The sequence below is a fragment of the Glycomyces sp. MUSA5-2 genome (assembly GCF_037034145.1).
Lineage (GTDB): Bacteria > Actinomycetota > Actinomycetes > Mycobacteriales > Micromonosporaceae > Glycomyces > Glycomyces artemisiae.
Window position 1 is genome coordinate 726,159 of sequence record NZ_JBAGKG010000003.1, and the last position, 22,346, is coordinate 748,504.

The 22,346-nt window shown below is 72.5% G+C and carries 18 protein-coding genes and 2 pseudogenes; 5 read left to right on the top strand and 15 right to left on the bottom strand.

Annotated elements, in window-relative coordinates:
* Positions 1 to 12: 12 nt before the first annotated feature.
* Both WA640_RS13570 and WA640_RS13575 read left to right on the top strand, forming a co-directional pair.
* On the top strand, positions 13 to 1,008 hold the full coding sequence (locus tag WA640_RS13570) for a LacI family DNA-binding transcriptional regulator (protein ID WP_106365593.1): 996 nt from the start codon (positions 13 to 15) through the stop codon (positions 1,006 to 1,008).
* Between the two features lie 37 nt (positions 1,009 to 1,045).
* Entirely contained in the window at positions 1,046 to 3,142 is a 2,097-nt protein-coding gene (locus tag WA640_RS13575) for a tetratricopeptide repeat protein (protein WP_335988238.1), read from the top strand.
* Between the two features lie 55 nt (positions 3,143 to 3,197).
* Here WA640_RS13575 and WA640_RS13580 read toward each other — a convergent pair whose 3' ends face one another.
* The 12 genes and pseudogenes from WA640_RS13580 to WA640_RS13640 form a co-directional block, all read right to left on the bottom strand.
* Positions 3,198 to 5,243 (bottom strand): cellulase family glycosylhydrolase, encoded by a 2,046-nt coding sequence (locus tag WA640_RS13580; RefSeq protein ID WP_335988239.1) that lies wholly within the window; start codon positions 5,241 to 5,243, stop codon positions 3,198 to 3,200.
* A 151-nt stretch (positions 5,244 to 5,394) separates the two neighbouring features.
* Complete coding sequence (locus WA640_RS13585; protein ID WP_335988240.1) at positions 5,395 to 6,006, bottom strand: LysE/ArgO family amino acid transporter; 612 nt, start codon at positions 6,004 to 6,006, stop codon at positions 5,395 to 5,397.
* Between the two features lie 39 nt (positions 6,007 to 6,045).
* A complete protein-coding gene (locus tag WA640_RS13590; protein WP_335988241.1) occupies positions 6,046 to 7,488 on the bottom strand; it encodes a hydrogenase large subunit in 1,443 nt (480 codons plus the stop codon).
* Positions 7,485 to 8,933, bottom strand: coding sequence for a proton-conducting transporter transmembrane domain-containing protein (locus WA640_RS13595; RefSeq protein ID WP_335988242.1), 1,449 nt, complete (start codon positions 8,931 to 8,933; stop codon positions 7,485 to 7,487). Before WA640_RS13595 ends, WA640_RS13590 begins: the two co-directional genes overlap by 4 nt.
* Complete coding sequence (locus WA640_RS13600) at positions 8,933 to 9,586, bottom strand: hypothetical protein (protein WP_335988243.1); 654 nt, start codon at positions 9,584 to 9,586, stop codon at positions 8,933 to 8,935. Before WA640_RS13600 ends, WA640_RS13595 begins: the two co-directional genes overlap by 1 nt.
* Positions 9,583 to 10,451 (bottom strand): annotated as a pseudogene (locus tag WA640_RS28850) (respiratory chain complex I subunit 1 family protein). Before WA640_RS28850 ends, WA640_RS13600 begins: the two are co-directional and overlap by 4 nt.
* A 59-nt stretch (positions 10,452 to 10,510) precedes the next feature.
* The gene (locus tag WA640_RS13615) at positions 10,511 to 12,475 is read right to left on the bottom strand and encodes a proton-conducting transporter transmembrane domain-containing protein (protein WP_335988246.1); all 1,965 of its coding nucleotides are present in this window, start codon (positions 12,473 to 12,475) and stop codon (positions 10,511 to 10,513) included.
* Positions 12,472 to 12,948 carry an NADH-quinone oxidoreductase subunit B family protein gene (locus WA640_RS13620; protein ID WP_335988248.1) on the bottom strand — a complete coding sequence of 159 codons (477 nt, stop codon included), beginning with the start codon at positions 12,946 to 12,948 and terminating at the stop codon, positions 12,472 to 12,474. Before WA640_RS13620 ends, WA640_RS13615 begins: the two co-directional genes overlap by 4 nt.
* Positions 12,945 to 13,289 (bottom strand): ArsR/SmtB family transcription factor, encoded by a 345-nt coding sequence (locus WA640_RS13625; RefSeq protein ID WP_335988250.1) that lies wholly within the window; start codon positions 13,287 to 13,289, stop codon positions 12,945 to 12,947. The genes WA640_RS13620 and WA640_RS13625 overlap by 4 nt, the downstream gene beginning before the upstream one ends.
* A gap of 118 nt (positions 13,290 to 13,407) precedes the next feature.
* Positions 13,408 to 14,922: a pectinesterase family protein gene (locus WA640_RS13630; protein ID WP_335988251.1), complete on the bottom strand. Its 1,515-nt coding sequence runs from the start codon at positions 14,920 to 14,922 to the stop codon at positions 13,408 to 13,410.
* 152 nt (positions 14,923 to 15,074) lie between these two features.
* A complete protein-coding gene (locus tag WA640_RS13635; RefSeq protein ID WP_335988253.1) occupies positions 15,075 to 15,929 on the bottom strand; it encodes a hypothetical protein in 855 nt (284 codons plus the stop codon).
* Positions 15,930 to 16,040: 111 nt separating this feature from the next.
* Complete coding sequence (locus tag WA640_RS13640; RefSeq protein ID WP_335988255.1) at positions 16,041 to 16,607, bottom strand: hypothetical protein; 567 nt, start codon at positions 16,605 to 16,607, stop codon at positions 16,041 to 16,043.
* 149 nt (positions 16,608 to 16,756) lie between these two features.
* Here WA640_RS13640 and WA640_RS13645 point away from each other — a divergent pair, with 149 nt between their 5' ends.
* Positions 16,757 to 17,722: a GlxA family transcriptional regulator gene (locus WA640_RS13645; RefSeq protein ID WP_335988257.1), complete on the top strand. Its 966-nt coding sequence runs from the start codon at positions 16,757 to 16,759 to the stop codon at positions 17,720 to 17,722.
* Here WA640_RS13645 and WA640_RS13650 read toward each other — a convergent pair.
* The 3 genes and pseudogenes from WA640_RS13650 to WA640_RS13660 form a co-directional block, all read right to left on the bottom strand.
* Positions 17,719 to 19,011 (bottom strand): MFS transporter, encoded by a 1,293-nt coding sequence (locus tag WA640_RS13650; protein WP_335988272.1) that lies wholly within the window; start codon positions 19,009 to 19,011, stop codon positions 17,719 to 17,721. The genes WA640_RS13645 and WA640_RS13650 overlap by 4 nt on opposite strands.
* A complete protein-coding gene (locus WA640_RS13655) occupies positions 19,008 to 20,354 on the bottom strand; it encodes a GH1 family beta-glucosidase (protein ID WP_335988259.1) in 1,347 nt (448 codons plus the stop codon). Before WA640_RS13655 ends, WA640_RS13650 begins: the two co-directional genes overlap by 4 nt.
* A gap of 157 nt (positions 20,355 to 20,511) precedes the next feature.
* Positions 20,512 to 21,201, bottom strand: a pseudogene (locus tag WA640_RS13660) (helix-turn-helix domain-containing protein); the annotation flags it as partial.
* 70 nt (positions 21,202 to 21,271) lie between these two features.
* Here WA640_RS13660 and WA640_RS13665 point away from each other — a divergent pair.
* Both WA640_RS13665 and WA640_RS13670 read left to right on the top strand, forming a co-directional pair.
* Positions 21,272 to 22,084 (top strand): phytanoyl-CoA dioxygenase family protein, encoded by an 813-nt coding sequence (locus WA640_RS13665; RefSeq protein WP_335988260.1) that lies wholly within the window; start codon positions 21,272 to 21,274, stop codon positions 22,082 to 22,084.
* The gene (locus WA640_RS13670) at positions 22,081 to 22,341 is read left to right on the top strand and encodes a hypothetical protein (RefSeq protein ID WP_335988261.1); all 261 of its coding nucleotides are present in this window, start codon (positions 22,081 to 22,083) and stop codon (positions 22,339 to 22,341) included. The genes WA640_RS13665 and WA640_RS13670 overlap by 4 nt, the downstream gene beginning before the upstream one ends.
* The last annotated feature ends 5 nt before the right edge of the window (positions 22,342 to 22,346 follow it).

Consider the following 22,346-nt stretch of genomic DNA (forward strand, 5'->3'; position numbering starts at 1 on the left):
GCGGTACCCGAGATGGTGACGATGAGCGACGTGGCGCGCCTGGCCGGCGTGTCGAAGATGACCGTGTCCAACGTGGTCAACAACCGGGCCGGAGTCTCCGAGCCGGTCCGGCTGCGCGTCCTCGATGCGATCCAGCAGTCCGGGTACCGCCTGAACGTCAACGCCCGCACGCTCAAAGCCGGGCGCACCGGGGTCATCGGCCTCGCTGTGCCCGGCGTCGACCAGGCGTACTTCGGGATGCTCGGCGCCCTCGTCATCGAGGCGGCGCAGGCGCGCGGCTTCCACGTGGCGATCGAGCAGACCGGCGGCAGCGACACCGGCGAGGTCGAGGCGGTCGCGCAGTCGCACAAGCTCCAGTTCGACGGCCTGATCTTGAGCGCCGTGGTCCTCGACCCGCGCGAGCAGGCCCACTCCTGGGGCGACTTCCCCATCGTCATGCTCGGCGAACGCGACTTCGGCGCCAGCATCGACCACGTCGGCATGGCGAACGAGGCGGGCACCCGCGCCGCCACCGAGCATCTGATCGCCCAGGGCTGCAAGAGGATCGCGAACGTCACGGGGTGGACCCTCGAAGGCGTCCACGTCGTCTCGCGCCGCTACCAGGGCTATGTGGACGGCCTTGCGGCCCATGGCATCGGTCTCGACACCTCCCTGGTCGCCCTCTCGGGCATGTCGATGGAGGACGGCCGCCGCGCCGTCCGCCGCCTCCACGCCTCGGGCGTCCCCTTCGACGGCGTCGTCGCCGTGACCGACACCGTGGCGCTCGGCGTCATCCGCGGCCTCGCCGACCTCGGCCTCCGCGTCCCCGAGGATGTGCGGGTGGTCGGCTTCGACGACATCCCCGAATCCGCCTACACCACCCCGGCCCTGTCGTCGGTCTCGCCGGACCACCGCTGGATGGCCGAGAAAGCCGTCGACCTCATCGCCGCCCGCATGGAGGACCCGACCCGGCCCCCCGAAGAGCACACGGCCCCATTCGAACTGAAAGTGCGCGAGTCGACCGCCTGAGTAGAATCGGTACTTCCTTCCCCCGGAGGTAGCCGCCTTGCCCCGAGCTTTCGACAACCGGATCGAACTGGTCGTGGGCGCCCCGCGCCCCGCCCCGGTCCAATGGCCGCACAGGATCGGCACGGTGCCGCCCCTGGCGGCATCACGGCAGGAGCGCGCGGCCGACGAACATCTGATGGCGGCGGACGCCCCCTGCCAAGTGCTGTCGGGCATGGGCGGCGTGGGAAAGACGCAACTGGCGGCGGCCTTTGCGACGCGCCTGTGGGAACGGGGCGAAATCGACTTGCTCGTGTGGGTGAACGCGAGCGGCCGCGAAGGCGTCATCGCCGCCTTCGCGCAAGCGGGAGTTGAACTCTGCGGCGCGGAACCAGGGCGGGACGAACTGGCCGCGAACGCCTTTCTCAACCTCCTCGCCCGCCCGAAGGCGCCGCGATGGCTGGTCGTCCTCGACGACCTCGCCGATCCGGGCGCCCTCCAAGGACTCTGGCCTCCGGCGCACCCGCAGGGCCGGACGATCATCACCACCCGCCGCCGCGACGCCGCACTGGACGCCGAGGGCCGCACGAGAATCGACATCGGACTCTTCAGCCCCGAGGAGTCGCTTGCCTACCTTCGCAACCGCCTGGGACCACATTCCAAACGCATCACCGAGGCCGGAGCACTGGCCGAACGCCTCGGCGGCCTGCCGCTCGCCCTCGCACAGGCGGCCGCGTTCATCCTCGACCAGCCCGGCCTCACTTGCGAGAGCTACCTGGAGCTGCTCGACGACCGGACCGTCGCCCTCGCCGAGCTCAGCCCTGAAGTCGCCCCCGACGGATACCACAGCCCGCTCAACGCCGCCTGGTCGCTGTCCATCGAGCAGGCCGACCGGTCCGAGCCCCCGGGGACCGCGAGCGACCTGCTCGGCCTCGCCGCGTTCCTCGACCCGGCCGGTATTCCTGCTTCCCTGTTCACCGCCGAACCGTTGCTCCTGCATCTTTCTTCGCACGGCGACATGCGCCCCCACCAGGTGAACGCGGCACTGGCGAGACTCCACCGGCTGAGCCTGCTCGACGCGGACGGCCAGTTGGTGCGCATGCACGCGCTCGTCCAGCGCGCGGTCCTCGACACGGCCGATGCCCTCGACTCGGCGGCGCTGGCGGCCGCGGACGCACTCGTGTTGATCTGGCCCGATCCGGAGAACAACCGGGTGGCGAGCACGGTGCTCCGCGCGAACGCCATGCGGCTCTACGTGAGCGCGCGAAACGCGTTCCTCCAGGACCGCCTGCACCCCATGCTGCTCAGGCTCGTCAACAGCCTGGGCACCCAGGTGTCGGAGGCGGTGGTCTTCTCGCAGATCCTCGAACTCGACTTCGGAGCCGCGCTCGGCGACGATCACGTCAACACCATGACGGCGAGGCACGACGCGGCGCGCTGGACCGGTGAACGCGGTGACTTGGCGACGGCCGTCGCGGAGACCGACGAACTCCTGAAGGACCAGCTCCGGGCGCTCGGGCCCGAGCATCCCGAGGTGCTCGCGACCAGGGCGATGCAGGCGAGCTGGCAAGGCCGCTCAGGCGATCCGGTCGGCGCCGCGGCGGCGAACGATGCGCTGCTCGGCGACTGCCTGCGCCTCCTGGACGCCGACGACCCGTTCACGCTCACAGTGCGGCACAACCTCGCGCACTGGCGCGGCGAGGCCGGCGACCCGCAGGGTGCAGTGGCCGCGACCGAAGCGCTGCTGGACGACCGGCTCCGCATCCTGGGGCCCGACCACCGCGACACCCTTCGGAGCCGGCACAACCTCGCCGGGTGGAAAGGCGAGGCGGGCGACCGGGCGGCCGCGGTCGCAGCGCTTCGGTCGGTGCTGGACGACCAACTTCGCATCCTGGGCCCCGACCACCCCGACACGCTCGCGGTCCGCAACGACCTCGCCCGGTGGCGGGCCCGGACCGGCGAGGTGGACGCGGCGGTGAAGGCGTTCAGGAAACTGCTCACCGACTGCGATCGGCTCCTCGGCCCCGGCCACTGGTACCGCGACATCGTCGCGCACAACCTCGACTATTGGACCGAGCGCCAGCGCTCCGGCCAGTACCGCGGCCCCGGCCGCGGCTTCTCCGGCGGGGCGAGCAACATCGGGATCGGGAGCTACTGACGGCACGGGACCGGCCCGGCGCGTTCGCGCCGGGCCGGTCCGCTGTTTCGGATGGTTAAGTCAGGGAGCCGGTGACGTTGCCGCCGGATTCGGTGACGTAGTAGGTGACGGTCTTGCCGCTCCAGAAGTGGAAGGTCAGGGTGACCTTCTGGCCGTCGTTGACTTCGGCCCAGAACGCGGTGGGGAGGCTGATGGTCCCTGCGGCGTAGTCGGGGCTGAAGGCGCGGGCGAACTCCTTGTAGGAGGTCCAGTTCTGGGGGCCGGCGGGGGTGCCGTCGGCGTACTTGGCCTCCATCGTGGCGAGCTGGTCGCCCTTGAACTGGGTGGGGATGGCGAAGGACGCGGAGGCGCCGGTCGCGGCGGACATGGTCGGCTGGTCGTAGGAGATGACGCTGATGCGCCATGGGGCGCCCTGGGAGAAGACCGCTTGGACGCTGCCTCTGACGCCGTAGGAGCGGTCGCCGAGGAGGGTGGTGAGCCTGCTGGCCTTGATGGTGAGGGTGGAGCCCGAGATGGTGTAGTCGGTGCCTTGCACGAGGTTGGTGGTGCCGACGCGCAGGCCCTGGAAGGTGGTGCCGTTGAGGTTGAGGGTCAGGGAGACGTCGGCGACGGTGGCGGTGCGGGCCACGTAGATCTGGTCGGAGGAGGCGGTGCCGGAGCGGGTGGTCCAGGCGGCCTTCATCATGGCGAAGAGCTCGGGGTCCTTCCACTGGAAGGCGGTGCGGTCGAAGTGCTGGCCGTTGTCCCAGAGCTGGAGGGCGATGCCCTTCTGCCGGGCGTAGTACCCGGCGTACTCGAAGAACTTGAGCTTCTCGCCCTGCTCGACGGTGCCGGTGTGGGCGTCGAAGCCGAGGAGGCCGTACTCGCCGATCAGGACGGGGATGCCGTTGGCGACGAACTCGTTGTAGGCGCGGTCGAAGTAGCCTTCGAGGTCGGCGCGCACCTCGTCGTTGAACTTCGTGTACCCGGCGATGTTGACGCTGAAGGGCCAGAAGCCGTAGTAGTGGATGGTCGCGGCGATGTTCGGGTCGTCGAGGGCCGCGATGGTGTCGCTCAGAGCGTCGAGGCGGCCCTGGTCGGCGTTGGTGTGGAGGGTCGGCAGGACCAGGACGCGGTCGGCGTTGCCGCCGCCGGAGGCGCGGACGATCTCGTGGAACGAGGTGTTCAGGTCGTCCAGGAGCGCGTAGGCGGTGGCGTCGTCGACGTTGTTGAACTGGGGCTCGTTGACGCTCTCGAACAGCAGCTCGGGCGGGGCGTCGCGGAAGCGGTCGGCGAGCGCGGTCCAGATGGACTCGTAGCGGGCCTCGACGACGGTGCGGTTGGAGTTCATGTCCGCCATCCAGATCCACGAGTCGTGGTGGATGTTGATGAGGACGTACAGGTCGGCGTCGAGCGCCCAGTTGACGACCTCTTCGACGCGGTCGAGGTAGGCGTCCTCCACAGTGTAAGGCGCGGACTTGGACTGGTGGTTGTCCCAGGTGACGGGGATGCGGATGCTGTTGTAGCCCTGGGCGGCGACGTTCTGGATGAGGGACTGGGTGATGCGCGGGTTGCCCCAGGCGGTCTCGTCGGAGCCGACCGAGTCGAGGGAGTTGCCGAGGTTCCAGCCCGGCTGCATGGCCGCGACGGTCTCCATGGCGCTGACGCCGCCGGTGGGCGGCGGGGTGGTGGTGGGGCCGTCGGTGGGCGAGGTGGTGGGGTTGGTCGGGGTGCCGGTGCAGACGGTGCCGTTGAGGCTGAACGAGGCGGGGACGCCGTTGGTGCCGGACCAGGAGCCGTTGAAGCCGAACGATTGCGAGCCGTCGGTGGGGATGGAGCCGTTGTAGCTCATGCTCTTGGCGGTGACGGTGTCGCCGGAGTTGGTGGTGGTCGCGTTCCAGGCGTTGGTGACCCGCTGCCCGTTGGGGAACGTCCACACCAGGCTCCAGGAGCTGACCGCGGTGCCGAGGTTGGTGATCTTCACGTCGGCGGTGAAGCCGCCGCCCCACTGGGCGGCGATCTTGTAGTCGACCTTGCAGCCTTCGGCCGCGTAGGCGGCGTTGGGGGCGAGGATGCCGAGCCCTGCCGCGAAGACGGCGAGGGCGGCCACTGCCAGTGCCATCCATGTGCGGGTTCGTCGCTTGACGCCTTGCATGGCTCTCCTTCTGTCCGCGTCGTGTGCCGGGAGGACGTGCGGGGCCGCGGGAACCCATAGAGAATCCTCGATATAAGACTAAGTTGCGAGACTAAACTTTGTCAATCGCTCCCAAGGCTCACATCAGGAGCCTTGCGAACTCGTAGGCGAGCCAGGCGGCGAAGACGAGGAGGATCAGCCCGGAGGCGCGGTCGAACCAGACGCGCCGCTCCTTCGTCATGAACCTCCGCAGTCCCGTTGCGGCGCTTGCGAGGAGCAGGAACCAGATCCAGGAGGCGGCGACGGCCCCGGCGGCGAAGACCGCGCGGGAGGCGGCGGCCTGCGCGGCGATGGCCGCGCCGAGGACGCCGACGGTGTCGAGGACGGCGTGCGGGTTGAGCAGCGACACCGCGGCAGTGCGGCGCAGCGTGCGCGCCGGGGACCACGCGCCGGTCTCGTCGGCGAGCTCGGAGGGCTTGGCGCGCAGGGACTTCACGCCGAGGTAGGCGAGGAACACTGCCCCGGCGGCGAGCATCGCGGGCCGCAGGCCCGGCACGGAGTCCAGGAGTGCGGAGGCGCCGGTCGCGCCGAGGACGATGAGGAGCGTGTCGCACAGGCCCGCCCCGGCCACGGCCCATAGCGCCCGCGGCATCCCGAGGGCCACGCCCTGGCCGAACACGAACACGTTCTGGGCCCCGATCGGCACGATGAGCGCGAGCCCGAGGGCGAGCCCGGCGAGGAGCGCGGTCACGGGAGGGGCGAGGGGTCGGTCATGACCGGATCTTAAGGGTCAGAGGTCGTTGCCGGCGTAGGAGAGGTTGAAGCTCTTGTTGACCAGCGGGAAGTCCGGGACGATCGCGCCCGACAGGGCCACCGGGAGCGCGGGCCAGTTGAAGAACGAGGGGTCGACGACCTTGACGCGCGCCAGGGTGCCGTCGGCGGCCAGCTGCACCCGGTGGGTTGCCGTGCCGCGCCAGGCCTCGGCCTGCCCGGTGCCGCAGGCGGCCCGCGCGGGCGGGAGCGGCGTCAGGTGCTCCCCCGGGCCGGTGCGGTCGGCGAGGGCGGTGACGAGGGCGGCGGACGCCGCGCATTCGGCTGCGCGCACGGCGAAGCGGGCGGCGACGTCGCCTCCGGTCGCCAGGGCCGGGCGGAACCCGGGGAGCTCCAGGGCGCGCAGGTCGCGGTCGAGGCCGCTGGCGCGGGCCACGTAGCCGAGGGTGCCGAGTTCGCGGGCCTGGCGCTCGGCGAGGACGGCGGTGCCGTCGAAGCGGTCGGCGACCACGGTGTGGCCCTGGGCGAGTGCGGCGATCTCGGCGAGGTCGGCCGCGATGTCGGCCGTCTCGCCGGGTTCGGGGAGGGCCCGGAGGCGGGCGCCGCCGAGGACCACGCCGCCGCGCAGGAGCCGGTGGCCGGTGACGCGGTCGTTCAGGCGCAGGAGCCGTTCGCGCACGCGCCCGGCGTGGGCGTTGAGGATGCCGTGGGCGACGTCGTTGCAGAGCGCGCCGAGGTCGGTGGCGTGGTTGTAGAGGCGTTCGAGTTCGAGCAGGATCGCGCGGGCGGCGGCGGCCTCGGCGGGGACCTCGGCGCCGAGGGCGTCCTCGACGGCGCGGCAGTAGGCGAGGGTGTGGCCGACGGCGGTGTCGCCGGAGATCCGCTCGGCCAGCTCGATCCCGGCAGCGGGGGCGCGGCCCTCGAAGAGCTTCTCGATGCCCTTGTGCACGAACCAGAGCCGGGCCTTGAGCTTGAGGACGGTCTCGCCGACGACGGAGAACCGGAAGTGGCCGGGTTCGATGAGCCCGGCGTGGACCGGGCCCACCGGGATCTCGTACACGCCGGGGCCCTCGACGGCGAGGAACGGGTACGGCCCTTCGGGGTCGCCGAAGGGCGGGGCGGCCTTGGCGTCGGCGCGCATCGGGAACCAGGAGCGGGGCCAGTGGTGGTGGCGCACCAGGCGGTTCGGCTTGGGGTGCCCGACGGGGACGATGCCGTACAGGTCGGCCATCTCGCGTTCGAAGCGCCCGGCGGGGAACGACAGGCCCGCGAGGGACGGCAGGCGCGGGTCGGCGACGGGCACGCGCACGCGCAGCTCGGTCCGGGCGGGGCCGTCGCCGAAGACGTAGGCCACGGTGAACTCGTCGCCGTCGTGGGAGGCGGCGGCGAGCGCGAGGCGCTCGCCCGCGTCGAGCAGGGCCCGGGCGTGAGCGGCGAGGTCGGCGGTGTCGATGTCGGTCATCGGGCGCCGCCGATGAGGGCCTGTGCCTGGTCGATGACCGGTTCGAGCGGGTAGGCGGCGAGGCCGGCGGCGGCGCACGCGGCCAGCGCGGCGACGAGCGGGACCGCTTGGGCCGCAGGGTGTCTCGATTGGAGCGTGCCGGGGCCGAGGAGCATCCTGCCGCCGTGGAAGGCCATGGCGGCGGCTGCGGCGAGGAGCCCGGCGAGGGCGAGGGCGACGGCCCAGCCGAGCCCGGCGCCGAATCCGGCGCGGGCGAGGCCGACTTCGGAGGCGAAGAGGCTGAACGGGGGCAGGCCCGCGAGGGCGGCGAGCGCGAGCGCGAAGGCGCCGCCGAGGAACGGGTGGGCGGCGGCGAGGCCGGCGACGCGGTCGATGCGGGTGGTGCCGGTGCGGGCGAGGATCTGCCCGGCGGCGAGGAACGCGGTGGTCTTGGCGAGGCCGTGGCCGAGGATGTGGAGCAGGACCGCGGACTGGGCGAGCGGGCCGCCGATCGCGGTGCCGAGGGCGATGAGCCCCATGTGCTCGATGCTGGAGTAGGCGAGGAGGCGCTTGTAGTCGCGCTGGGCGATCATGAGGGCCGCGGCGAGCGCGATGGACGCGAGCGCGGCGACGAGCAGGAGCGTGCGGGCGAAGCCGGGGCCGAGCGCGGGGTCGGCGACGGCTTTGGCGCGCAGGACGGCGTAGAACGCGGTCGACAGGAGCACCCCTGACATGAGCGCGGAGACGGGCGCGGGGGCCTGGCTGTGGGCGTCGGGGAGCCACGCGTGCATGGGCGCGAGCCCGGCTTTCGTGCCGAAGCCGAGGATGATGAGCGCGATGGCGGTGCGGGTGGTTCCGGGGTCGAGGTCGGCGGCGTGGGCGGCGAGCGCGGCGGTGTCGAGGCTGTCGGCGATCCCCGCGGCGCGGGCGGCGAACTGGAGCAGGACGATCCCCAGGAGCGCCAGGGCGATGCCGACCGAGCAGACGACGACGTACTTCCAGGCGGCCTCGACGGAGCGGCGGGTGCGGCGGAAGCCGACGAGGAACGCGGTGAGGATCGTGGTGGCCTCCACGGCGATCCACAGGACGCCGAAGTTCGCGGCGAGCACGGCGAGTGCCATGGCGGCGAGGAAGGCGCTGGTGAGGACGCCGTACCAGCGGGAGGCGCGGGGGCCGACGCGCCCGGCGCGGGTCTCGTCGGCGATGTAGGCGGGCCCGGCGGCGCACGCGAGGAGGCCGACGGCGCCGATCGCGATGAGCATGAACGCGCTCAGTGCGTCGGCGCGCAGGAGCGGGCCGAGGGCGGCGCCGGGGCCGTTCGCGAGGGCGATGCCGCAGGCGAGGATCGCGGCCGCGGCGACGGCGGCGAGCGGGGCGGTGGCGCGGCGCCAGCCGAGGAGGCCGTAGAGGGCCGCGGCGGCGAGCGGCGCGGCGACGGGGGCGGCGAGTGCGATGGCGGGCGGCATCAGTCGCGCAGCTCCTTCAGGTCGGACAGGTCGGTGTCGCCGAACGCGGCCCGCATCCGTCCGGTGAGGACGGCGAGGACGAGGACGGCGCCGAGGACGTCGAGGGAGATGCCGATCTCCAGCAGCAGGCCCACGCCCGCGGTGGTGAGGAACGCGATCGCGGTGATGCCGTTGTCGATGAGGAGGAACCCGGCGACGCCGGAGAGGGCGTGGCGGCGGGTGGTGACGGTGAGGAACCCAAGGAGGACCACGGTGAGCGCCACCGGGACCGCTTTGGCCGCTTCGGTTCCCGCGACCGCGACGATGGGGCGGGACACGAGGAACGCGAGGAGGGCGAGCGCGGCGGCGGCCACGAGCGACGCGGTGATGTTGACGATCGGGCGGGACTCGCGGGCGGTCGCGGCGGCGTTCAGGGCCCGGTGGGCGAGCAGCGGCAGGAGGACGCCGCGCAGGAGCGCGAGCCCGGCGGCCACGAACGCGAGTTCGGCGGAGCGCTCGGCGGCGGCGAGGGCCGCGACGATCGAGGCGAGCGCGAAGCCCTGGACGGCGAGCATGCGGATGACGGCGGCGAGGTCGCGGCGCCACAGCGTCCCGATGGCGGTCAGCGCGAACACGCCCGCGGCGAGGTAGAGGACCTGGGTCGCGGCGCTCATGCGGTGGTCCCGGAGGCGAGGAAGAACGAGGCGGCGACGGCGAGGAGCGCCAGGAGGAACGACCCGGCGAGGAGCTCGGGGACGCGGAACAGCCGCAGCTTCGCCATGAACACCTCGGCGGCGGCGAGGACCGTCCCGAGCGCCGCGACCTTGACGGCGGTGAGCGCCAGGGCGACCGGCCAGGCCGCGTCGAGGCCCCACGGCAGGAACAATGCGGACCACAGGCCCAGGAACAGGGCGGTGCGCATGGCGGCGCCCCATTCGATGAGGGCGAGGTCGGGCCCGGAGTATTCGAGGATCATCGCCTCGTGGATCATCGTGAGCTCCAAGTGGGTCGACGGGTTGTCGACCGGGATGCGCCCGGACTCGGCGACGGCCGCGATGGCGAGCGCGACGGCCGCGAGCAGGCCCATCGGCGAGGCGATCTGCACGGGCGAGGCCGCGTGGGAGGCGGCGATGTCGCCGGGTTGGTGGAGCCCGCGGGGACCGAGAGGGCGAACACGGCGAGCAGGAGCGTCGGCTCGGCGAGGGCCATGACGGTCATCTCGCGGCTGGCGCCCATGCCGCCGAACGCGGTCCCGGAGTCGAGCCCGGCGAGGGCGAGCGCGGCGGTGCCGAGGGCGAGGAGCGCGGTGACGGCGATGAGGTCCGCGGCGCCGTCCAGCGGGGTCCGCACCTGCGCGAGCGGGACGACGGCGGCGACGGTGACCGCGGTGGCGGCCAGGACGATCGGCGCGGCGGCGAAGGCCCACGTGGTGCCGTGCGGGGTGGTCGCCTGCTTGCGCGCGAGCTTGCGCAGGTCGCGCCAGGGCTGGAGGACCCCGGCGCCCGCGCGGCCTTCGAGGCGGGCGCGGACCTGGCGCATGAGGCCGGTCAGGAGCGGCGCGCCGAGCGCGACGGCGAGGACCTGCGCGACGGCGGCGGTCACCGGATCACCGCCACGGCGGTGAGGACCGCGCAGAACGCGGTGAAGCCGTAGGCGAGGTAGCGGTGCACGGAGCCGTCGGCGAGGCAGCGGGCGCGCTCGCCGAGGGACCGGGCGGCGCGGATGAGCGGCCGGTAGAGGCGGTGCTCGATCCGGTCGGGCACGCGCCGGGCGTACGCGACGCGGTCGACGAGGTACGCCGACTCGCGGGTGTGGGTGACGTCTATGTCGGTCTCGGGGGCGAGCACGTCGTCGAAGACGCGCTGCACGGGTTCGGCGAAGGAGGTCGCGGTGTACTCCATGCGCGCGTTCAAAGGCCCTGCGCCGCAGTCCCACAGGCGGGCAGTGCGGCGCGCGGCCCGGACGCGGAAGGCGAGGAGGAGGACGACGGCGGCGGCGAGGACCGCGGCGAGCACGATGAGCGGCGAGGCGGTGGACCCTCCTGCGTGGAGGGTCGCGGTGGCGTCGGGGGCGGGGCCCCAGACGCGGGCGAGGGCCGCGGCGGCCTGCGCCGGGGCGAGGGCGAGTGCGGCGCATCCGGCGGCGGCCAGGCCCAGCCCTGCGAGCATCGCCGGGCCCGCCTCGTGGGCCGCGGCGGCGGCCTCGGTCCGGGGCCGGGCCAGGAAGCCGGTCCCGTAGGCCTTCACGAACGCGGCGATGGCGAGTCCGGCGCTCAAGGCGATGGCGGCGACGCCGACGGGCATCGCGACGGCGGCGGCCGGGCCGCCTTCGGGGAGTGCTCCGATGAGGCTCTGGAGCAGCAGCCACTCCCCCGCGAAGCCGTTGCCGGGCGGCAGGGCGGTCGCGCCGAGCGCGCCGAACGCGAACAGCGCCGCGGTCGCGCGCATCCGCGGGGCGAGCCCGCCGAGGCGGTCGAGGTCGCGGGTGCCGGTGGCGTGCAGGACGGACCCGGCGGCGAGGAACAGGAGGGTCTTGAACGCGGTGTGGTTCGCCAAGTGCAGCAGGGCGGCGGTCCCGGCGAGCGCCGCCGCGGCGGTGGCGCCTTCGGCGGCGAGGTACCCGGCGGCGGCGAGCCCGATGAGGGCCAGGCCGAGGTTCTCGGTGGTGGAGTAGGCGAGCAGGCGCTTCAGGTCGGAGGCGACGGCGGCCTGGAGCGCGCCGTAGACCGCGGACGCGGCGCCGAGCGCGCCGGCGGCGAGCCACCACCAGGCGGGCCCGGAGAGCAGGTCGAGGCCGACCCGCGCGATGCCGTACAGGCCCAGGTTGACCATGGCGGCGCTCATCATCGCCGAGACGTGGCTGGGCGCCTCGGGGTGGGCGCGCGGCAGCCACACGTGGAGCGGGACGATCCCGGCTTTCGACGCGAAGCCGAGGAAGACGAGCGCGAACGCGAGATGCGTTGTTGCGGCGGGGATCTCGGCGCCGCGCAGGGCCGCGAAGTCCTGGCTTCCGGCCGCGGCGGCGAGCCAGGCGAGTCCGGCGAGGATCGCGACGAACCCGGCGTGGGTGAGGGCCGCGTACCAGGCGCCCGCGCGGGCGGCCCGCGGGTTGGCGCGGTGCTCGGCGACGACGAGGATCAGGGACGTGAGGGCCATGAGCTCCCACGCGAACAGGAACGTGGTGACCGAGGCGGCGGCGCACACGGCGGCCATGGCGGCGGCGAAGACCGGGAGGACGGCGCCGAATGCGCGTCCCTCCAAGCGGCCCTTGGTGTAGCCGATGCCGTAGACCGCGGCGCACGCGGTCGCGAAGCCGCACAGGGCGAGGAACGCGCCGCCGAGCGCATCGAGCGTGAAGGCGGCCCCCGACAGCGGGATCAGTCCCGGAACGTCCGCGGTGAACGAGCGGCCGAGGACGGCGGCGGCACCGAGGCAGGTCTGGGCGAGCCCGGCCGCGGCGAGCCAGAACCCGGAGAGGAGGCGGCGGGCCGGGGCGGGCACGGCGAGCGCGGCGAGGGCGCTGAGCGCGTAGGCGGCGAAGACGGCCGCGAACAGGGCCGTCATCGGCCGGTGATCCCCCGCAGGGCGGCGGCGATGTCCTCGGGCCGGGGCGGGCAGCCGGGGACCTCCACGTCGACGGGGACCACGTCGCGCACCGCGCCCGCCACGCCGTAGGCGCCCGCGAAGACCCCGCAGTTGCGGGCGCAGTCGCCGAGGGCGATCACCAGGCGCGGTTCGGGGACGGCTTCGACGGTGCGCTCCAAGGCGACCCGCATGTTGCGGGTGACCGGGCCGGTGACCATGACGGCGTCGGCGTGCCGGGGCGAGGCGACCAGGCGGGCGCCGTACCGCTCGGCGTCCACGACCGGCCCGAACGCGGAGTTGATCTCGACCTCGCAGCCGTTGCAGGAGCCCGCGTCCACGTGCCGGATCTGGAGGCTCCCGGCGAACGCCGGGTAGGGCGCGCCCTCGGGCTTCGGCGGCGCGGGCTCGGCCGCCCGGCCGAGCCGCCGGACCGAGCGCCACAGCCGCATCATGCGCCCTCACCCCCTTGCAGTTCCCGCAGCTCCGCGAGGAGGTCCTCCTGGCCCGACATCATGTCGGTGAGGATGCGGCGGGCCGCCCGCAGGAGGTCGGAGATGTCGCTGGTCGCGAGCCGGTAGACGACGGCGCCGCCCTCGCGCTGCGAGACCACGATCCCGGCGCGGCGCAGCACGGCGAGCTGCTGCGACAGGCTCGACGCCTCGATCTCGATGGCGCCCAGGAGGTCCGCGACCGCGTGGGGCCGCTCCTGGAGCAGTTCGAGCACGCGGATGCGCACGGGATGGCCGAGCATCTTGAAGAACTCGGCCTTGCAAACGTACAGCGGTGTGGGCACGGGGCAACGGCTTTCCAACCTCGGGAAGGGGCGGCGCGAGGGAGTGTCGACGCGCCGCCCCTGAGCACTTTACAAATTGAAGAACTCTTCAATTACCCGGGGTCGGTCGGGCGCCCCGCTAGCGGATCGGGTTCCAGCCGTCGGAGCCGCGCAGGTAGTCCGCCATCTCGTAGTTCGCGGCCTCGCTGGAGGACATCTGGGGCCGGTTGGCGTTGACGGTGGCGCCGGGGCCGGTGTTCTGGTACTCGCGCAGGCGCGCGTCCTCCCAGGCCAGGCCCGACATGTCGGACCACGGCTCGGCCGTGCGGATGTGCGCGCCGATATAGGTCTCGCGGTAGAGGACCTGGCCGCGCGCGGTGGTGGAGCCCCCGGCGGGCCACGGGCGGCCCAGGTACACGGAGTTGCTGGGGGCGTTGGAGGTCAGGGTGCACTGGTAGAAGAGCATCCCGTACGGGTTGGTGATCTCGGTGCTCGGCGCGACGATGTAGCCGTTGTTGCTTGTCGAGCCGCGGGTGAGCGACTTGACGGTGCAGCCGTCGAACACGGCGGTGCCGCGGCCGAAGATGAAGTCGACGTCGCCCTCCACATAGCAGTCGTGGTAGTACTGGCGCGAGACGGTGGTGGCGCTGGGCGAGTCGGTCAGGAGCGTGTCCTGGTTGCCGAGGAAGCGCACGTTGTCGAAGACCATCCGGTCGCCCTGGACCTTGACGGCCACGGCCTGGCTGTTCCCGTTCGCGGCCTCGTCGTAGGTGTTGGCGAAGGTGAGGTCCTCGGCGGTGAAGTTCGCGCCCTGGAGGAGGACCGAGGCGCTGCCGCTGGTCCCCCACGTGCCGCCCGAGCCGTTGTCGCAACTGGCGCAGCGGTTCTCGTGGATCACGACGTCGGCGGCGTTGCCCGTGGCGCCGACGAAGGTGATGCCGGTCTTGGAGGAGGGCACGGTGACCGCGCCCTTGTAGTTCCCGGCCTTGATGAGGATCGTCGAGCCGGAGGCCGCGGCGTTCACGGCGGCCTGGACGGTGGTGTAGTCGCCGGAGCCGTCGGCGGCCACGACGATGTCGGCGTCGATGTCGCCCTCGGCGGGGATGAGCTTGAACTGCTGGTTGGTGGCGCCGGTGGCCGTGTACTGGGAGATCCTGCCGCCGTTGGCGGTCGACCACTCCCAGACATCGAGGGCCTTGCCCGAAGCGCGGTTCACGAACGTCGCATAACCGCCGGACTCGGTGATCCGCCACTGCTGGTTCGCGCTTCCCGCATCGCCCCACTGCTGGACCTTCGCGCCATCGGCGGTGGAGCCCGAAGCGACATCGAGGACCTTGCCCGAATGGCGGACCTCGATCTTGTAATACCCGCCGCCCACATCGGTGAAGCGGAACTGCTGGTCCTGCGAACCGTTCGCAGACCACTGGACGAGCTCGGCACCGCTGTCAAGCGAGGCCGCGCGGATGCCGAGCACCAGACCCGAGCTGCGGGACTGCACGTTGTACCAGGTGCCGGTCTCGAAGGCCTGCGCACTGGCGGCGGTGAACAGGGCGGTCGTGGCGGCCAGGACGGCGCCGAGCAGGAGCGCGAGCGCCGCCGTGAGGACGCGCCGCGGGCGCGCGCTTGCAAGGCGCGCTGGGGCAATCGATTGCATATCGACTCCATGGGAACGCGCCCGGTCGCTGAGCATGCCGGGAGGAAGATCTCCTCAGCAATCCAGGCATTGATAGTTGTCGATTCAGATTGTAGGGCAAACGGTCTCAGGACGCCACTGCCCGGGCCTGTGCAGGCCCGGGCGGCAGCGGATCAGCCGTTGTTGGTGCGGCCCACGTAGACGTTCTGGGCGCGGTAGAGCGTGTCGCCGCTCGGGCCCGAGGAGCCGGAGGAGCCCTCCATCTGGAGGTTGATGATGATGTTCATGGCCTTGCCGACGAAGTTCGAGCCGGTGTGCGCGGCCTTCCACGTGCCGTCGAGGTAGTAGTGGATCTGCACGTCGGTGGCGCTCGTCTTGGTCATCCAGATCCGGTACTCGTGCCAGGAGCCGGGCGAGGAGACCGGGACGATCGTGTTGTCCCACGACCCGTCGTAGGTGTTGAACCAGTTCCTGCTGTCGCCCTTGAACTCCAGGATGTCGCTCTCCGGCGGCCACGAGTTCGCGCCGGTGATCCAGAACGCCGGCCACGTGCCGGGCGCCGAGGGGGCCTGGAACTGGCCGCGCAGCTCCCAGTTCGGGTAGGTGTCGTTGACGAGGACCTGCCGCTTGGCGTGGATGGCCGCGGAGTGGTAGTGGATCGGCAGGTACGGGTCCTTGCTGGAGTTGCCCTCGTTCCAGGTGATCCGGGTGGCCTTGATGTTGAGGACGCCGCTGGGCGAGAGCCAGAGGTGGTTGGTATCCGAAGAGGACGCGTACATCCGGGCCGTGCCGTTGTGGTCGGAGCCCCACGGGTACAGGTAGTTCCAGGAGGCTTCGAGGGTGGCGCGGCTGGCGAAGGAGCCGTCGAGCACGGTCTCCCAGGCCGCGGCCCCGATGTGCTCGGACGCCTGGTCCGCGGCCCGGGCCGGGTCGAGCGGGCCGAGGAGCGGCGCGGCCGCGGCGGCGCCCGCCGCCGCCGCGAACCGCTTGAGGGCCGTGCGCCTGGTGCTTCCCTTGGGTGCGTTCATGTTCAACCGCCTTCGATGCGCGGCGATGCGACCGGAGGTTTCCGATCACATCGAACCATTTCTATATATGGTGCGGATCGGGCGCACATTTGTCAACGGTTTCCCACGCGTTCACCCGTTCACGGTCACCACGATCATCGCCACCGCGGCGATCACGTCGAGGAACAGGCAGAACTCGGTCATCGAGCGGACCACGACGCGGCCGCTGTGCCGGTGCCAGACGTCCCACGCGGCGTGGCCCAGCAGGCCCGCGGCCACGATGTACGCGGCGGCGTCGCCGCCGATGACGAGGACCGCGACGGCGGCCGCGCCGAATGCGACCATCGCGAGGGACTGGAGCGGGAACTCCTCGAACGGGCGGGTCGCGCCGCGGACCAGGCCGTACACCGCGAAGGCGGCGGCGATGCCGAGCAGGACCCAGGTGGCGGCGTCCTCCCAGGGCGTGAACCCGGCGGCGCCGATGACCACGAAGGTCAGCCAGAACACGGGCCAGGCGGCGCGCGGGCGCCGGAGCGCGGCCGCGCCGAGGTAGACGAGGCCGGAGGCGGTGAGGACCGGCGCGAGGTCGGCGCCCGCGGCGAGGTCGTAGGCGACGAACGCGCCGAAGGCGATGCCCGCGGCGGCGGGCCAGAACCGCAGGAGGCGGTTCCCGGTGAGCTCAGGGGTGGCGGTCGACATCGGAAGCTCCTTGCATACCTGGAGGGGGTATCTGACGCCCCCAACGATCCGCCTCCCGCGCGAGACGGTCAAGCTCCGGATGGGGCGAGGTCCGAAATCTTGGGATCCTCGTCTTCCGGACACCGCCTCGACGCGCCTACAGTGAAGGCATGGACCCGCACCGCGTGGTCGTCGTCGGCTACGACGACGCCGAACTCCTCGACATCGCCTGCGTCACCACCACACTCGACGCCGTCAGGCACATCGACCCCGCCTGCCGGTACGACCTCGTGCTCGCCACCCCCGGCGGCGCGCCCGTCACCTGCTCCAGCGGGCTCGTCCTCAACGCGCAGGCGGTGCTCGAACGCGTCCGCGGCCCGATCGGGACCCTTGTCGTCTCCGGCGGGCTCGGCCACAGCGGCGCGGCGGCGGACGAGCGGCTCACCGGGCACGTGCGCCGCCTCGCCCGCGAGAGCGAGCGCGTCGCGTCCCTGTGCACCGGCGCGAGCGTCCTCGCCGCCGCCGGGCTCCTCGACGGGAGGAAGGCGACCACCCACTGGCGCTTCGCCGACCAGCTCGCCGCCAGGTACCCGCAGGTCGAAGTGGACCCGCGCCCGATCTGGGTGCAGGACGGGAACGTGTACACCGCCGCCGGGGTCACCAGCGCGCTCGACCTCGCGCTGTCGTTCATCGAGGCGGACTTCGGGGCCGACATGGCCCGCTGGGTCTCGCGCGCGATGGTCACCTACCTGCACCGGCCCGGGAACCAGGCGCAGATGAGCGTGTTCACCGCCGCGCTGCCCGCCGACCACGACGTGGTCCGCAAGGTCGCCGACCACGTGGCCGCCGCGCTCGACGGGGACCTGTCGACCGAGGCGCTGGCGCGGCTCGCGCGGGTGAGCCCGCGGCACCTGACGCGGCTGTTCCGCGCCCACCTGCGGCAGACGCCGGGACGGTACGTCAGGAAGGCCCGCGTCACGTCGGCGGCGCAGCTGCTGTCGACGACGGACCTGCCGGTGGCGCGGATCGCCGCGCGCTGCGGGTTCGCTTCCGCGGAGGCGCTGCGGCAGGCGTTCGCGAAGGAGTACGGGATCGCGCCCTCGCAGTACCGCGCGGTCGCGGCGAACGCGGGTTAAGGCACGGACTTGATGGGCCACACCAGGATGCCGCCGAGGAGCGTCACGCCCGCGGCGACGGCGTAGAGCCCGGCGTAGCCGCCGAACCCGGCGATGATCGGGGCGGCGAGGGCCGGGCCGAGGACCTGCGGGACGGTGGAGGCGATGTTGATGATGCCGAGGTCTTTCGCGCGGTCGGTGGCGGCGGGCAGGACCTGCGTGATGAGGGCCTGGTCGACCGAGAGGTAGACGCCGAACCCGGCGCCCATGATCGCGGCGGCGGCGATGGCGGCGGGCCAGGTGTGCCAGAAGACGAGGATGAGCGCGGCGATCGTGATGACCACTGAGGATGCGGTGACGAGGGCCTTGCGGCGCCCGATCCGGTCGGAGAGGACGCCTCCGGCGACGGCGGTGGCGATGACGCCGCCGGTGTACAGGAGCGTCAGGATGAGCACGCCCTGCTCGGGGTCGGGGTAGCCGACCGCGTCGTCGAGGAAGTACAGCAGGTAGAGGGTGCCGGTGGCGTTGCCGAGCATGACGAGGAATCGCGTGAACCAGGCCCACGCGAAGTCGGGGTGGGCCTTCGGGGAGACCCAGAACGTGTCGAGGACGGCCCGCCACGAGAACGGGGGGCGGGCGCGGCGCGGCAGGGGCGGGTCGGGCGTGGCGAGGACGAACGGGAGGGCCATCGCGGCGGCGGCGAGACCGATGACGATGTAGCCCGCCGAGAGGTCGGTGACGACCATGGTGACGATGACGGCGCCGACGACGAGGCCGAGGGCCTGGGGGAAGCCGATCCAGCCGGAGACGACGGCCCGCTGGCGCACCGGCACGTGGTCGGGGATGCCGGCGTTGAGGCTGGCGTATCCGGCGTTCAGGGCCGCTTGGGCGAGGCACCAGCAGACGAGGACGCCGAGGACGGTGGTCTGGAACCCCAAGAGGCACAAGGCGAGGGCGCCGGCGGCGACGCCGCCGAGGGTCCAGGGGTGGCGGCGGCCGAAGCGGCCGGTGGTGCGGTCCGAGAGGGCCCCGGCGAGGGGGTTGGCGACGACGGCGACGAGCGCGCCGACGCCGGTGACGAGGCCGAAGGCGGCGACCTTCCCGTCCTCGTCGATCGCTTCGAGCTGGAGGGGCAGGAGGACCTGGATGGGGGTGAAGAACGCCATGTACAGGCCGAGCATGGCGGTGGTGATGCCGCCGATCCAGACGCGGCCGACGTCGCGGACGGGTTCGGCCAGCGCGGCGGCGGAAGCGGGAGCCGTCGCGGCGGCGTCGGGGGCCGAGTCGGGGGCGGGCGGGGCGGTGGTCATCGCCGCTGCTCGGCGATGAGGGCCGCGTAGCGGTCGAAGGAGTCCTTGGGGGTGCGCTCCAGGGTGTCGAAGTCGACGTGGACGAGGCCGAAGCGCTGGTGGTAGCCCTCGGCCCACTCGAAGTTGTCGAGGAGGCTCCACACGAGGTAGCCGCGCACGTCGGCGCCCTGGTCGACGGCGGCGGCGACGGCTTTGACGTGCGCTTCGAGGTAGTCGATGCGGGCCTGGTCGCGGATGCGGCCGTCGGCGTCGGGGGCGACGTCGTAGGAGCAGCCGTTCTCGGTGACCCACAGGGGCGGGAGGTCGTCGCCGTAGTCGGCGGTGAGCTCCAGGAGGGTCTGGGTGAGGCCGGAGGGGATGACGGGCCAGCCGAAGTCGGTGGTGTTGACGTGCTCGAACTCGGCGAGTTCGAAGGGGAGCGGGGTGGTGCCGGGTTCGGGGGCGGTGACGCGGGTGGGGTTGTAGTAGTTGACGCCGAGGCCGTCGAGGGGGGCGTTGATCGCGTCGAGGTCGCCGTCCTTGACGAACGGGAGGGGTCCGGCGAGGCCGAAGCCGTCGAGGTCGGGGTAGGCGCCGAGGAGGACGGGGTCGGTGAAGAGGCGGCGGTGGAGGGTGTCGTAGGCGCGGGCGGCATCGGTGTCGGCTGCGCTGCCGCTGTAGGGGATCGCGGGGGTGTAGGAGTTGGTGAGCATGACGTGGGGGGCTCCGGCGGCGCGGAGGGCGGCGGTGGCGAGGCCGTGGCCGAGGAGCTGGTGGTGGGCGGCGGGGAGGGCGTCGAGGAGGTAGGTGTGGCCGGGGGCGTGCTGGCCGAGCGCGTAGCCGAGGGCCATGTGCTCGAAGGGCTCGTTGAGGGTGATCCAGTGGCGCACGCGGTCGCCGAGGCGGTCGGCGACGGCGGCGGCGTAGGCGGCGAAGCGGTGGGCGGTGTCGCGGTCGAGCCAGCCGCCGCGGTCTTCGAGGGCCTGCGGGAGGTCCCAGTGGAAGAGGGTGGGCATGGGGGTGACGCCGGCGGCGAGGAGGGCGTCGACGAGGCGGTCGTAGAAGGCGAGGCCGGGTTCGTTGACCGGTCCGGTGCCGTCGGGCTGGATGCGGGGCCAGGCGATGGAGAAGCGGTAGGCGTCGGCGCCGAGGCGCTGGAGGAGGGCGACGTCCTCGTCGTAGCGGTGGTAGTGGTCGCAGGCGGTGTCGGCGGTGTGGCCGTCGCGGATCTTCCCGGGTTCGGCGGTGAAGGCGTCCCAGACGGACGTGCCGCGTCCGTCCTCGTTCACAGCTCCTTCGATCTGGAACGCCGAGGTGGCGGTTCCCCAGACGAATCCCTCGGGCAGGCGCGGTATGGCGGCCACGGGCACCTCCGAACGTGACGTGAGTTACGTTCGTGAACATACCAGGTCGTGAACCGGCCGGTAACCCCGCTTGGGGGCGGTCTCTGGGGGGTCCGGCGGCGCGGATCGCGCGCGGGGAGGCGCCGAGTTCGCGGCGGCAGGCCTTGTTGAACGCCTGGAGGTCGGGCACGCCGACGGCGGCGGCGACGGCCGCGATCGACAGGGTCGACTCGGTGAGCAGGTGGCGGGCGCGTTCGAGGCGGCGGCGCCTGATGTGGGCGACGACGGTGGTGCCGGTGGCGGCGCCGAACAGGCGCGTGAGGTGGTTGTGGGACAGGCCGACCGCGGCGGCGATGCCGGGGACGGTGAGGGGCCGCGGGAGGTTCGCCTCGATGTGGGCGAGGGCGGCGGCGACGGCGGGGTGCCCGGCGGGCTCGGAGGGGATCTCGGTGAGGCGCCACAGGACGGTCCAGACCTCGGCGGCGGCGCGGGCGGGGGTCTGGGGCTGGGCGGCGACGGCGCGGCGGAGGGCCTCGGCGACGGGGGCGCGGGCGGGCCCGGCGTCGCGCATGACGGGGACCTCGTGGGCCGCACCGAAACCGGTGAGTCTGAAGTGGACGTAGAAGTGCTCGGAGGGGCCGCGGTAGCGGAAGCGGGCCTCGGTGTCGGGCGGGATGAGGCTGATGCGGCCGGGCCGGATCGCGTGGCGGGTGCCGCCCACCGTGAGTTCGGCGTCGTAGTCGTAGAGGTGCAGCTGCCACAGGTCGGGCAGGCGGAAGCGCTCCTCGTCGATGCCCTGGCCGTGGAGGCCGATCCCGGCGTGAACGGCGTCGGGCGGGGAGTCGAGGTGGAGGCGCACGTGCTGCATGGGGAGAATCGACCACCAGTCGGTGATTACGGCCAACGACAGGGCCGAGATTAGCCCCTACGTTAGGTGCATGGCAACCACTGACCATCTGCTGTCCTCGGTCGAGGTCGCGCGCTTCGTCGCGAACGGCTTCCACCGCATGGACGCCGTCGTCCCCCCAGAGTTGAACGAAGAGGCGATCGGCGTGTTCGACGCCGGCGTTCCGGTGATCTACCACGGCGAGCCCGTCGCGAAGGTGTACGAGGAGGGCTCGTTCGCGCGGCGCCTGCTGGCCGTGCCCGCGGTCGCCGGGGCGCTGCGCAGCCTCGTCGGCCCCGACCCGCTCGTGGACCACCAGGCCCTCCACGTGCGCGAGCCGCACGAGGGCGCGGCCCAGGCGCTCCACGGCGACGCGATCATCGACACCCGCCCGGACGCCTTCGACGTCCAGCTCATGTACTACCCGCACGAGGTCACCGGGACGATGGGCGGGACCCTGTCCGTGCCCGGCTCGCACCTGCGCCGCACCAACGAGTCCGACACGGGCCGCTACCAGAACCTGCGCGGCCAGACGCGGCTCACCTGCCCGGCGGGCACGGTCGTGCTGCTCCACCACGGGATCTGGCACGGCGGGCGCCGCAACGACTCCGACAGGCGCCGCTACATGTACAAGATCCGGTTCAACCCGACGGTGCCGCAGGTGCGCCTGTGGGACACCTCGGACCTGGACGACCCGCGCGTGAGCGAGGAGCTGTCGCGGTTCTTCCCGTGGTGCGAGCACGCCACCGGGCGCCTGGAGATCTACAACCGCATCAAGCTGTGGCGGGCCATGACCGGCAACGCCTCCTTCGACATCGACCTGTGGGCGACCCGCGTCGCCAACCGCCCCGGGAGGGCCGCATGAAGCAGCAAGTCATGGTGCTCTACTTGAACACCTCCGGCCTCGACTCCGACGTGCTCGCCTGGTCGTTCTACGACGGCACCGGCAAGACCGACCCGACCACCGGCGACAGCGACCTGCCGCCGTACGACTCCGGCGTGGAGGCGCTGCGGGACGGCTGGCGGCTGTTCCAGGCGTCGCAGCTCATCCCGCCCTATCCGGGGCACGAGTACGACACGTCGTTCCTGAAGCACGAGTTCTGGTTCGAGAAGATCGAATAGGACGG

What these genes read in the sequence shown, in the direction of transcription:
- WA640_RS13570 (WP_106365593.1), top strand. Translation starts at nt 13, where the DNA reads ATGGTGACGATGAGCGACGTGGCGCGCCTGGCCGGCGTGTCGAAGATG.
- WA640_RS13580 (WP_335988239.1), bottom strand. Translation starts at nt 5,243, where the DNA reads ATGGCACTGGCAGTGGCCGCCCTCGCCGTCTTCGCGGCAGGGCTCGGC.
- WA640_RS13590 (WP_335988241.1), bottom strand. Translation starts at nt 7,488, where the DNA reads ATGACCGACATCGACACCGCCGACCTCGCCGCTCACGCCCGGGCCCTG.
- WA640_RS13595 (WP_335988242.1), bottom strand. Translation starts at nt 8,933, where the DNA reads ATGCCGCCCGCCATCGCACTCGCCGCCCCCGTCGCCGCGCCGCTCGCC.
- WA640_RS13600 (WP_335988243.1), bottom strand. Translation starts at nt 9,586, where the DNA reads ATGAGCGCCGCGACCCAGGTCCTCTACCTCGCCGCGGGCGTGTTCGCG.
- WA640_RS13615 (WP_335988246.1), bottom strand. Translation starts at nt 12,475, where the DNA reads ATGACGGCCCTGTTCGCGGCCGTCTTCGCCGCCTACGCGCTCAGCGCC.
- WA640_RS13620 (WP_335988248.1), bottom strand. Translation starts at nt 12,948, where the DNA reads ATGATGCGGCTGTGGCGCTCGGTCCGGCGGCTCGGCCGGGCGGCCGAG.
- WA640_RS13630 (WP_335988251.1), bottom strand. Translation starts at nt 14,922, where the DNA reads ATGCAATCGATTGCCCCAGCGCGCCTTGCAAGCGCGCGCCCGCGGCGC.
- WA640_RS13635 (WP_335988253.1), bottom strand. Translation starts at nt 15,929, where the DNA reads ATGAACGCACCCAAGGGAAGCACCAGGCGCACGGCCCTCAAGCGGTTC.
- WA640_RS13640 (WP_335988255.1), bottom strand. Translation starts at nt 16,607, where the DNA reads ATGTCGACCGCCACCCCTGAGCTCACCGGGAACCGCCTCCTGCGGTTC.
- WA640_RS13645 (WP_335988257.1), top strand. Translation starts at nt 16,757, where the DNA reads ATGGACCCGCACCGCGTGGTCGTCGTCGGCTACGACGACGCCGAACTC.
- WA640_RS13650 (WP_335988272.1), bottom strand. Translation starts at nt 19,011, where the DNA reads ATGACCACCGCCCCGCCCGCCCCCGACTCGGCCCCCGACGCCGCCGCG.
- WA640_RS13665 (WP_335988260.1), top strand. Translation starts at nt 21,272, where the DNA reads ATGGCAACCACTGACCATCTGCTGTCCTCGGTCGAGGTCGCGCGCTTC.
- WA640_RS13670 (WP_335988261.1), top strand. Translation starts at nt 22,081, where the DNA reads ATGAAGCAGCAAGTCATGGTGCTCTACTTGAACACCTCCGGCCTCGAC.